Genomic DNA, 12,219 nt, shown 5'->3' with positions numbered 1-12,219 from the left:
GCACCCATTGGATGGCCAATCCTGCCCTTCATCGACGAAGATTGCGTCCCAGGCAAAATCATCGGCGTTGTCCTGAAGTACGCTTTCAATGTCATCAGGGGAAAGCGCTCCGCTACGAATGTAGTCCAGGAGAGTTGCCTTGTGCTCCTCGTAACGATCTAGGAAACCATCGTAAGTTTTGATGATGCCGAGTTCATGCATCAGGCGACCGACGAACGCATGCACCGTTTCAATCCGAATGCCGCCTTTTTCGATCTGGTGAGGGACACCGAGCAGTGCCATCGTGCGTCTCATGTCGGCGACAAGTGCCTTGTTGTAGGTCAGCACGAGCGACCGCATCCGGTTACTGTCATAGGCACGGTACGCCATCTGAAGAAGGATCACGGTCTTCCCAACGCCGCCTCTGCCACGGACTACGACTTGCCTATGTGTCAGATCATCGAGCCAGGCCTCGGGCAGTGCTGCCTTGACAATGCGATCCATGCGCCGCCGGTCGAGCGGCGTGGGCTCCATGGTCTGAAGCAAAGCGGTCTCTGACGAAAAGATTGAATCGAAGACGTCCTCCGAGCCGAAGCTGAGCGTTACGCGGCGGTCGTTGTTAGCCGGAGACGACACTTGGCCCAAAATGTTCAGAATGCGTTCGAAGCTCGCATCGATGCCGAAACAGTTGTGCGGCCGTTTAGGGAGGTCGGACTCACGCAGGCCGGAAAAGAAAACCAGATCCTGGAGATAGATCTTCGGCACACCATTGCGCGCAAGGTACTTCTTGAGTTCGAATACCTGCTGCCGGGCCTTCTCGGTCACGCACTCCCAGCCTCTGGGATACCTTACCGAAGCAACCTTGTCGTCGAACCTTACACCCGTCGCATCGTGTGATTTGGCCTCAATGACAAGGGCGAAGTTGCGCACCGAAGCGCGCCGCGGAACGAAAGGCTCGCCCTCGCGCGGATAGAATTTGAACTCAATGTCAAACTCGCGTGGCTCAGAGAACTGCCCCACCACAAAAAGGTCGATGTCTTCGATCGGATGTCCGTAAAGCTTAAGGCCAACGAAAATCTTCACATGATCGCCGGGGTGCTGGCTGAGGTCGGGCCAGACGGCAAGCAGTTGCTTACGCAAATGCAGGGCTGCCTCGTATTCTTTCCCTTCGCCGACGCCAACCAGTTCTATCATCTACTTCAACCGGTGATCTGCTGGTAGATGGTGCGCGTTGCCGTTGGAAGGTTACCCCGTATCACGAGTTCATTCTCGACAATGACCTGGTACTCAGTGCCGCTGTCGCGAAATTCAGCTATCGCCGGATCAGCGGGATGACCTGTCGTCAAAGGCCCCGAAAGCGCAATGACGAACTTCCGACCTTTGCATTCAGCAAGAATTGGAGCCGTTACTGACTTTCCATTCCCATAGGTGATTTTTAGCCCAGCCTCGAATGTCGCCATCCCCTCGTCGCGCCGGAGGAGGTCGTTCAGCAACAAGGCTGTAGATCGCTTGAGGCGTTCAGCGCTGAATCCGGGATTCTGTCCTGTCAGCAGATATTCCAGCAGTTCAGCGCCCACATGCCTGTCGAGCAGGCGATGTTCGAACTTATTCTTGAAGCTCCGCAAACAGCGGTAGCACGAAGCGTCGCAGTCCTCGGGGCAGGTTTTCAGCAATAGGAGTGCGTGCTGGAACAGCTCAAGTCCGCGATCTGCAAACTGACTCGCAAAGCCCGCGCCGCCAGGAAGCGTGTCATAGAGAAAGATCTCTGCTTCCAACCCGCTTTTACCCGCAGGAGTGAGCGCAGGTCGATACTCGGCCATCAACTCGCCAGGCTCGATCTCCAGTATCTGGCATGCCGCCTTGGCAAGTGCTTCGCTGACAGTTCGCAGCGCGACATCCGTTGAATAGTGCCCCGGCTTCAGTTTGAGCGGTGCGGCCACGCGCATTGAGAACAGCGCGATGTCCGTGATGAAATCGGTGCCAAGCACCAGGTGGCGTGTCGGTCCAATGCCATCACACATGAGTTTGTCATCATCATCCGGATACGGCTTGCGGTGAGGCGCCGCCAGGATCGGCGATGGGGTGTTGCTCGCTTCTATTCGGCCGCATTTGACACAGTAGTTGTATCCTTCTTGCTGCGGACCCGTATTCGACACCAGGAGGTGTCGCCGGGTTTTCAGACTACGGATTCGCTCATTGGCTTCGGACCAGCCCTCATCGTCTCCCGGCGTTCCCATCGTCAACTTCGCTCGGGTGGCGTAGCTGGTTTCCGGAATTTCGTCTGGAGACGTCATCTCCTCGACGCCGATCGGGTGAGCAAATCCCGGCGGCCGCATCCAGTAGCGAGCGGGCCCAAATGTGTTTTCGCCACCGCAGGCCTCGCAATCAGTCGTGTCATTGCGGACGATTTCACCCGCTTCGAACGTCCTCGCGAAACCACAGTCGCTGCATTCCATGTAGAGACGTTTGCTCTCCCAAGCGTGGAAGCGGTCGTCCTTCATGACCGAATAGATGGCCCCCGAGGTGTAGCACTTGCCCGCAATCCAGACCTGTTTGTCCGGCGCATATTGGGAAAGCGCTATCGGCAAGCCCTGTGAGGGCGCGAATTTCATGATATGTCTGTGGCGGGACGACCGGTCGCGGTCGAATACGTGGAAGGTCGCAACATCAGTCGGAAATGCGTATCGAGGTAGCTTCCCGCAGTAAAGGAGGCGGTCCAGCATCTTGCCGGGGCTGGAAGCCTGCTGCGGGTGTTCTTCTCCTTCCTCAGCTGCTTCTTCGTCACCGGCGATATCGTCGTCGTCTTCATCCTCGGTCTCGTCCTCTTCACCGGGACCAGGGGCGATGGCCTCGTCCACAGCTTGAAGGCAATCACTGACGAACTCGCCTAGGAGAAGAGCCCGATCGTCTCCGGATAGCTGCTCAGGAATCCACCCGGCTATGCGGGTACGCAACGTCTCCTCATTGTCGGCGAGCCATGCCGCGAAGTTATCCCGATTCAAGAACGAATCCGCCTTCCGAAAACCGGAGACACTTCCCAGAACAGAAAATAGATCGTGTGGTTGGTCAGGGTCGATGATCGGAAGGCGATCCTGGTGATAGTTCTGCAGGAGGAACGCGCGGATGTGGCGGCGCACGATCTCAGGGTTGTCCAATGTCAGTTTCGGGTCGACGACATCACCCCGGATCATCTCGTCGGGCTGGGAGAAATAGTGCTCATCATGGCTGTCTGCGCTCCCAAACGCGACGACTGTGGCTACAGCATTGCCGCGGCGACCTGCACGGCCTGCCCGCTGCTGATAGTTAGCACGCCCAGGCGGCATGTTTCGCAGGGCCACACCTGACAAAGCTCCGAGGTCGATACCGACTTCCATAGTCGTCGTGCTGGACAAAATGTCGATTGCGGTGGAACGTCCTCCAACGCCGCTCCCACTCAGCGCGATATCCTGGAACAAGAGCTCATTTTCTTCCGCCTTGGAGAACACATCCTCGTTTTGCGGCGCGTTGAGCTGGGCAGTGTGTTCCGCGGCAATGAGAGCCATTGGCTGCCGCGGCGGGTCCTCAAGGGCCTGCGTAACCGGTTTGCGATAAAAACCTTTGCGCGCAAGGAAGACCGGGTCGGCATCTGGATCAAGGGCGGAGACGGTATCACTTCCGCAGTCAAGGCAGCTTTCAATGCCAGGGATAGGACGATGGACCGATTTGCAACTTGAGCAATGCACCCAGGCGCCATCAAACTGGAGCGAAAGCTCGCTGCCGTTCAGGCACCGATACCCACTCTCCACTGATTGCGTGAACCACTTGAGCAGTTCCGGCGACCAGCTATCCCAAAAGACCTTCCTGGCGGCCTTATCGTCGATGACGGATTCAATTGCCTTGATCTTGGCTTTCGGGTTTCGCGGCTTGACCCGAAATCCTTCTGATGGCGGCCGATTAATCCAAGTGCCCGGCATCTGCGCAAGCCTGAAGCCGTTGTTGTTCCAGCACCGCAACCAGTAGCGCGCGACCGCAAGTTTGGCCTCATCGTTCTCAGCGAATCCCGGTATCGGCGGCAGGCCCAATATCTTCTTTGTGTGGCGATCGCTTTCTTTCAAGGTTGCGAGCGCCAGGGGTTCCATCCCCCAAAACCTGTCGGTCAAGGTCGTCAGCATGCTGCTAAGCAGCGATTCCGGCGGACGGTGAGCCCGAATTTCCAACAACAAGCTCAACAAGGTCGACGGATCTTCCAGTTCATCCTGGCGGACCGCCTCGTCTACAACTTCTTCAGCATCAAAGTTTTCCCCGCCCCGCATTTCCGGACGCAGGCGCACGTTCAGGCGTTTGGAGGCGAGCAACACACCAAAATATAGGTCGTCGAGATTCAGGTGCGGGCGAATTGCATCCTGTTCCTTGAGCCAATTGAAGCCGCTGATGATCAGGGGGCGGAGAGAATCTCGCTCGGAATACATCTGCAGATTGGGTGCGAGGCGAGCTGCCACTTGTCGGGAGTCCGAGAAGGCGAGCACTTTGCGGCCGCGCAGAGGGGCAAATGGTGTCGCTTCCTGTGGCCCTGGAGGCTGAATTTGGATTTGTCGGGCGAGTAAAGCCTGAAAGGGCTGGTCACCCTTGGTCTGATGGTCTTGCACATAGCTACGCCCAAAGCGTGCAGTCTTGCCGCAAACCGCGCACGGAGTGAACTGACCACGTGACTCGAAGCTGTTGTCGTTCTCATTCTCGTCGTCGGCGGTATCGTTGAGTCGATCCTGACGGATGAAGACCGTTCGCATGCGCGGTCCGGGTGTGAGCGGATTCAGTTGCCCCGTTTCCAGATCGTAGTCGGCTGGTTCGGCGCTATCGTCGTGCGCAGGCAGCTCAAGAAGCAAGTCGATAGGTAGCAACGGGCTTGTCTCGCCACTCGCCATGCGCAACTGCTCTCCCGGCTCAGACCAGAGAGCACGCGGTGAATCGACGTCGTCGGTATAGGCGCGAGCGTAAGCGGTTCCGCAATTGCGGCAGGTGAACAACTCAAGGACCCGGGCACCACACCCGCATTCTTCCGACGGCTGTGAGTACATCTTCCCGCAGATGCCATCACGTTGATCCTCGGAGAGCTCGCTGCAGTCTGGATCCATACAAACCCAAAGGCCAGGCAAGCCCCGAAAGAAGTTGTGTATGCGGCAGGGCAGCAATCCGGGTAGATTCGGCTCCGGCCTCGCAACGCTACCGAGCGCCATCAGGACAGTAACCGCTTCATCGGCGGTTTTGGCCGGAACATCGCCGGCAAACAGAAAAGTGCCAAGCTCGGCGATGGGCCGGGCTTCCTTCATCGTTGCATTAATTAGTGCGCACATTGCAGGGAACGATTTCAACGCATCGAAGAGCCCATGTTCTGTCGATTCCGCACCCGTAACGCCTCGGTAGTCGAGCAACGGCGTAATCAATGCCAGCTTGGCGTTGTCAGAATCCGCCTCGTAGAATGCATTCAGATCAATACCGGAAAGGGCTTCGGCGTCCTCCAACGTTCCCTTCCCGGCACCTTCCTTGAGATCGAGTGTGCCCTCGATTGGAACGAAGGTATCAGCCGGGATGCCGGAGAGCTGCGATCCAAACGCCGGGGCATAGTCAGCATCTTTGAAACTCGCTGTCGCGCAGATAATCCGGAAACGGTCTTCCGGGACACCGATCCGGTCCCGCAACCGTCTTAGCAGCAATCCCACTTCTGCGCCGGCGGCACCGCGATAGAGGTGTGCTTCGTCGAGCACCACCAGAAAGGTCTCGTTCGGGTTGTCAGCAAGCCACTCACGTGTCCTGTCAAAGATTGCTCGCTCAATCGGCCGCATGAGCATGTATTCGAGCATCGAGTAGTTCGTGACGAGCAGGTCAGGCGGCGCGGCATGGACTTCGTGTCGCGTCAGAAGTTCGGAGTCGTCAGGTAGCGTAACCGCCCTGACGAACTCTCCCGTCTTCCGGTCTTGCCAGGCGCTGCCCTTTTGCCCGAACCAGGCCTCAAGATCGGGTTTTGCTGGCCATTTCCCGCGATCCTTCAAGGCGGTCAGCAACTCAACAGCTTGTGCCTTTTCTTCGGCATCGTCGCTGTCCGCACGCCTGAGCACGTCGACATAGAAGCTGTCGAAGGATTGTAGTCGCGACGAATCCTTCTTCGACGTGCGAATGCCCGCATACGGGGTCCGGCTTGTATATCGGGCAAATCGAGGTGGGCGGCCACACCACTCCTTAAAGGAACTGACGAGGCGCGGGTCGCCCAGCAAGGCGCGAAGTCGCCCCAACTGGTCGTTTACGAGCGCATTCATCGGATACATGATCAGCGCCCGCATCGCGGGCTGCTCAGCGAAGACACTGGGACGCGCTTGCGCCTCCTGCGCAAACTTGCCCAGGATCGGAAGAAGGAAAGATTCTGTCTTTCCCGAACCCGTCCCGGTCATGATGACCAGATTCTTTCCATCGATGAGATTGTGACGAAGCGACTCCGCCTGGTGCTTGTACGGAGGATCGTAGATCAACCGCGGAAGGCCTTCGCTTGGAGAACTCAATCGTGAAAAGAGCGTCTGCGCGGCCGACGGCAGGCCGGCCATTGAGCCGAATGTATCGCCCGTTTGGTATTTAGGCGTCGATTCGAGATAAGGGACGCGATGTATGACACCGTCACGTTCAAGAAGGTGTTGCCGCTGCGCAATCAACGACGGGGCACTGATGTGGTATGTCGCCTCGATATAGTCACTCAGCGAGCCGTGCAGATTTTCTATAGTTTCTTTAATTGTCTGCATACTTGTTCCCCTCCCGCATTCTTACGCGTCCGTCGGCACCAGCCACAAGTTTTCCTGAAGGTTTTTTTCTTCTTCTGCTGCCTCTGCCACGGGAATCTCGTACGCGAACAAGCTGCGGCTACGTGGACGTTCGTGACCGAGAACCATCAATCGGCGCTGCGCCCAGAGTGGCAACGGCGAAAAGAAATCGAAACGGACACCGGCATCTGTGGTGCTGCGCCTGTATTGCTGCGGATGGCCCGCTATGCCGTCAATCGCCATCTGTAAGTGCCACGCGGCATCGCATCCGCGCCAACGAAAGTGCCTGGGAGGCAAGTCGACGATCCGCTTCAACGTGCCATCGGCAAGTTCTACGAAGCTCCAGAGCGGCGCGCCGAACTCCTGCGGCCGGCGTGCGACGAATGTTCCGGTCTGCCCACGCGGTGCGCCCCATCGACCGCGATAATAGGTCACCTTGGTGTCTCGATCGAGTATCTCGAGACCGGATACCGGCCCGCATGTCGGCTGAGAGGCCAGTTGATTTTCGAAACGTTGGATCAACTGTTCCGGGGATTGCGCCTTGGGCGATCGGAGCCACACGGACTCAGACAATTGATGCAGTCCGTGCGCGATCAACTGCTCGATCAGATCCTCGCCAGGCTCGGGTGCGATAAACTGCGTCACGTGGGAGCGGACCACGCGCCGCGCCAGGTGTTCCGGCAAGAAGATGTCCTGATCGGGAGCGATTCCGGTCAAGAAGATGCTTCCGGAACGGCGAACCACAAAAGATGGCGGCGCCGCGAATACCCAAGTTCCTTTAACGTCTGGGTCATCGGTCGCGACATCGGATAGCTCCAGCAAGTCACCGGCGACGATCATGGCCTCGGTCAGATTGTCCAGCCGATCGGCGAGTCCTCCGAAGTTCGGCTGCAAGTATGCAAGGCTTTCCATGAGGGCGGCGCGAAGCGCGGTCCTTGAACATGGACAGTGTATCCCTGCTGCACGCCGCAGGAGGCCCGCCAACAGAATGTCGTCAAGCCCAGACGACTCGATCCCCATGCCAAGTGACGTACGGCAGCAGCCCAAAACCTCATCCGGAGTGAGTTCAGTGATCGTCATTCCCACCTCGGCAGCAATTCTATGGGCCGATTTTCCACGCACGCATGGCTGAGCGCGACGATCCGGGCTCCGCGCAGCAACAGAGGTTTCGCCAGAATGCGTTTGAGAAGGTCCGGCAGCCTGTCACGGTAGAGGCGCGGCACCTCGTGCGGGCGGCTGGCTATATCGACTGCCAGAGAGCAAAGTGCTCGGTCGGAACAAACACCATAGCGTGCGGCCAAATCGGCATACCAGCCCGCAATCGCCTTTCTTCCACCCTCGATGCTCAGGGCATCACGACGCAGCACGGACGGAAAACCTCCCCTGTGATCAAGCAACGATTGCAGATGATCGAAACCCTTTTCACGATCGCTGCTTCGCATGAAAGCGGCCTCGGCTCGGCCCCAATCTCGACCGGCCAAGGCCCCATAAAGGCGAGTGGTCAGGCCAACCACGACCTGGCCCCGCCGTGCGTTGGCAAGGAAGCCCGCAAGCCGCGCTGACCTCCAGTAGCGCAATATCCTCATATGCTTGATGATGGATTTAGGGCTGTCGGCAATACGGGCGTAGGCAGGATGAACACCCAAGCCCTCCAGGCCGCTACCGGACAGCCCGGTGCTGACGATGACCAAGTCCCGGAACTTGCCGTGTTGGACGATATACAGCCCGCCTGGCGACTGGACATCGAACCCCGCAAGGGCTTCTCCAGCGTCCAGGCGCTCGATCCTGGTTGGTGTCTCCATGTTGAAAAAGCGGCATTTCGGTTCCGCGTCTTCTTGCCCTGTATCGTCGACAAGCCGAAGCGCAACGGCTTCGCCTTGATGACGCAAGACCCAGCGGACCGGCAGCGCATCGTGGTCGAACCGGACAACGAACCGCCCAAGTTCCTGCCCCTCGATTGTGAGAAGGCCGGAAGCGGCCTCAAGGTATCGCCACTCTGCGTGTTGCTGCTGCAGAAATTCCTGGAACCGCTTTTTCCAAATTTCTGGAAGAATCGGCAGGTCGACTGGTGGGCAGACCTGGGCGCTGTAGATCTCCTCGCCTTTGGCATCCTCAAGGCTCACATGCGGGGTAACCTGACGACCTTCGGGACCGAAAACCGTTAGGTCCAACTCATTCTCCCAAAACACGTCCAGCGTGGCGTCATGCGGATTGCTGGTGACCGCAAGGCCTACATGCGAGGTCGCTCCGGGTATCCATGGTTCAGGTTCGCGTATTCTGAGTTCCAGAAAACCTTCATGCGAGGGCGGTGCTGTGGTTTCATCCAGTGCCGCACTTCGGTGCGCTTTGACATTGAGGCGATACGTCCCCGCCGCCATTTGAGGTAGTTGAATGAAGGTTGGCTGTCCCGGCTTTCCGGCCGGAAAGGTCGCGGCCGCGCCATCATCGAGCGTGACACGGTAGGAATCCACGGGATGATCGGGAACGATCCCAAAACACGGCTTTTCGGTCGTCAGCCATTCGCTTCGCCCTTCTCCATCCCAGTTCCGGCCGGGCAAACCGGCAGGCCAGACACGGATGGTTCTGGCAAGTTCGAGATTTCGTATCCGCAGCCATTGAATATATGCGGCGGGCACATCGGAAGGCACCGAAACTCGGATGGCGCGGATATCGCTGCATTCGATGGCGCAGCCTGTCATGCCATCTTGCAGGTCTTCAAATTCATCGGTCGACGCCAAAATGTAATCATTACCGGGTCGCATCAGACGGCTGGCAATTTCGCGGGCGATGCCGTCAGCGCCAACCCGGAAGAGCCAGATCGGCCCCGGGCTCATCCGGCATTCGCTCTCAAGAAGATGATCGACGACTCCGTTCGAGGACTCAAAGCTGACCAACGGCCTGGAGGGGTCAGGCCAAGCCTTGAGAACCGCACGGCGGTTGCCAGACAGGACCCAGCCCGCCGGCCGCCTGACATCATCGCCGTTCAATTTCGAGCGGGTCTGCCGAAGAAACTGCTGGATACCCGGATTGAGAGCGGCAACTGACTTGAAATTGGGGACGTCGATCACGAGCGTCCAATGCCCGTCGCCGGCATATCGCAGTCGCAGATCGGGCCGAACATCAGGTCTGGCTTCCTGCAGCCTTCGCTCGACTGAATCCAGGCCGTCGCTCAGGGTTCGAGGTGCGGTGCCGCGACCAATGCCCTTGAAGCGGTCAGCCACAACGCGGCTTGCCTCTCTGAGCCAACCGCGGGCGTGTCGCATCTGCTCGAGATCGGCAACAATACGATCGAGCGTAGCAGGCAGAAGCGGCTCTTCGCCCTCACGTGGATCCTGGTGCAGAAGCGCGAGGACGATACGGCCGACCAACTCTTCTTGCTGGAGAAACTGCTCGAAACGAGTCGATGCGTAGTAGACATTACCCGCGATCAAACGGCCAATTACGGCAGGCTCGATCGTCGTCAGTCGCGCAAGCGTGAAGCGCAGATCATACAATGTTCGGGCAAATTGCTGCTGCAGATAGCGGGGTAAGACAGCATGGGTGATCGGCCAGGCGATTATGCTAAAATGCGACGCCCACGGTCCGGAAGGAACTACGCCATTGTAGGTTGACTGAAATTTCGAGAACCACGCCGTAACCCGGTACCGGTCTCGGGAATCCCAACCGGGTGTAACATCCTCGAAAGACTGCCAATATTCACCGCCTTCGTAAGTATATCCCCTCTCTGCCGCATAGATTGTCCAGAGCAACCAGTGTGGAACCAGTCTCAGTCCGGTGTTCAGGCGTGCCCGTAGCTGCTCGGCAATCTCCTCCAATTCACCATCATCCAGACCGTGCTCCAGAGCAAAAATAGGGAAGCCGGACGCCGCGCGACGCTCTGCAAGTGCCGCAAAATGCTGCTCCATTCGCTCCTGCCATTGGTCCAAAGGCACAGCCATGACCAACTATGACCCCGAGGCCGTTTCCTTGAACAGATCAGAGCTTTTTAGCTGGTTGCGGAGCATGCGGGTCTGATTACCAAAGAGATCAACAATGTCGTTTGAATTCCAGTCCTTGAATTCAGGCATGCGCTCCGCCCGAGGCACCATCCACCGTTCGAGCGCCAACTCGGATATTTCCTTGGCAGTGAGTAGGTCTCCGACGTCGGGCTTCCCCTTTCCTGTGCGCAATATCTTGGTTGCGTTCTTGGCAAGTTCACAAATGAAGACCTCGCGCTGAATTCCATGTCGCAGCATATCTTCTTTGAAACCGAGCGCTGAAAGTGCTGCTCTTGTGGTTCGCAGACGCCAGTTCGGTCCTTGGCCAAACCGGTGCTGGTCTGCATAAGTATGGTCGATATCGCGCAGGTAATCGCGCAATTCTGCAAATAAGCGATCCGGTATGTGAAAATGCCCCCATCCACCCGTATAGCCGATGGATTTCAGATACTGCTGCCCCCCCAGCTTGAGGCGGTTATAGACCGATGATCGCCCCATAGAGGAGGATGTTGTAACGGCGAGCAGCCGCGCCTTTTTCTCCTCTTTCGAAATTATTCCGGTGGATCCGCCATATGTCCGGGCAAAATCATCGTAGAGATCCCGGCTTCTCAGCAAGCAGGCGACAAGTTTCCCACCTAGGAGCGCGTTGTAGGGAGGGATGGCTCCAAGAACATAGGCATCCATCACATTGACGAGCCGGGCACTCCTGTCATGTGTATCCCAGTCAATAAGCCTGTCCCTCACAGCAAGATTGAAGACCGGGTCTCCGATGGCAATAAGGCCGATCAGCTTGCCATTATTTTCATCCCAGACGAGATACCGCAGGCGCCTGCCGAAGCCATTTGAAACCGGGACGGACCATGTCAGTGACGCGAGGCGAAACAGATCGCCTTGCCAAGTCCCCGCCGATACGCGCTCGAGTATCGGTGAAATTCTCGTGGCATCAATTTCTCTGCCAGATGCAAAGTGCCCCAACAGCTTCTCGGCCATGGTGGCAATGAACTCACGGTTCGCCCGAAGTCGCTCTTCTCGTTGCGCGCGATGAAGCGTACGAACAATTTCCTTTCCAGATCCCTGAATTTGAAGCGCGCCCTGATCCGATTTCTCAAAACCTAGAGCATGTAGATGCCGGCGCAGTTTTCGTTTTATATTAGCCTCACGTGAGACGATATTTATTATCGAGGTATTTTCATTCGCCACCAGCAAGCCCCCCTATTTTTGGTTCGAAGAATCTACCTGATGCAATCGTCTTATGGCAAGGTCTGCTCCCAGGCTGTGCGCATGGCAAATCGACAAGCTCAACCTTCGTATGGAAGGATGTCCGGCCTCGCGGTTGTACACAGTCGCGCTACGTTGGTGATGGCAGGGTCAAACGACCCTACAGGCATTTTAGCTCGGCGTCATCGAGACAAGGTTTTCAGTCAACGCCAGCATCTCGGCGATGACGCGGCGCTGATGGGTTAGCGCAGTCCGCCCTCACG

The 12,219-nt window shown here is 57.5% G+C and carries 4 protein-coding genes and 1 pseudogene; all 5 read right to left on the bottom strand.

Going from position 1 to position 12,219, the window contains the following annotated elements:
• Nucleotides 1-1,173: pseudogene (locus KCN53_RS15955) on the bottom strand (DNA/RNA helicase domain-containing protein); the annotation flags it as partial.
• A 5-nt stretch (nt 1,174-1,178) separates the two neighbouring features.
• Nucleotides 1,179-6,743, bottom strand: coding sequence for a DEAD/DEAH box helicase (locus KCN53_RS15950; protein ID WP_088713513.1), 5,565 nt, complete (start codon nt 6,741-6,743; stop codon nt 1,179-1,181).
• 21 nt (nt 6,744-6,764) lie between these two features.
• Nucleotides 6,765-7,673 carry a hypothetical protein gene (locus KCN53_RS15945; protein WP_207790652.1) on the bottom strand — a complete coding sequence of 303 codons (909 nt, stop codon included), beginning with the start codon at nt 7,671-7,673 and terminating at the stop codon, nt 6,765-6,767.
• Nucleotides 7,674-7,837: 164 nt separating this feature from the next.
• Nucleotides 7,838-10,666: a hypothetical protein gene (locus KCN53_RS15940; protein WP_207790653.1), complete on the bottom strand. Its 2,829-nt coding sequence runs from the start codon at nt 10,664-10,666 to the stop codon at nt 7,838-7,840.
• Nucleotides 10,667-10,705: 39 nt separating this feature from the next.
• Nucleotides 10,706-11,938: a Druantia anti-phage system protein DruA gene (locus tag KCN53_RS15935; protein WP_088713516.1), complete on the bottom strand. Its 1,233-nt coding sequence runs from the start codon at nt 11,936-11,938 to the stop codon at nt 10,706-10,708.
• Nucleotides 11,939-12,219: the final 281 nt, after the last annotated feature.

It is taken from the genome of Pacificimonas aurantium (assembly GCF_020092905.1).
GTDB lineage: Bacteria > Pseudomonadota > Alphaproteobacteria > Sphingomonadales > Sphingomonadaceae > Pacificimonas > Pacificimonas aurantium.
This window is presented reverse-complemented; position numbering and strand designations above follow the sequence as displayed.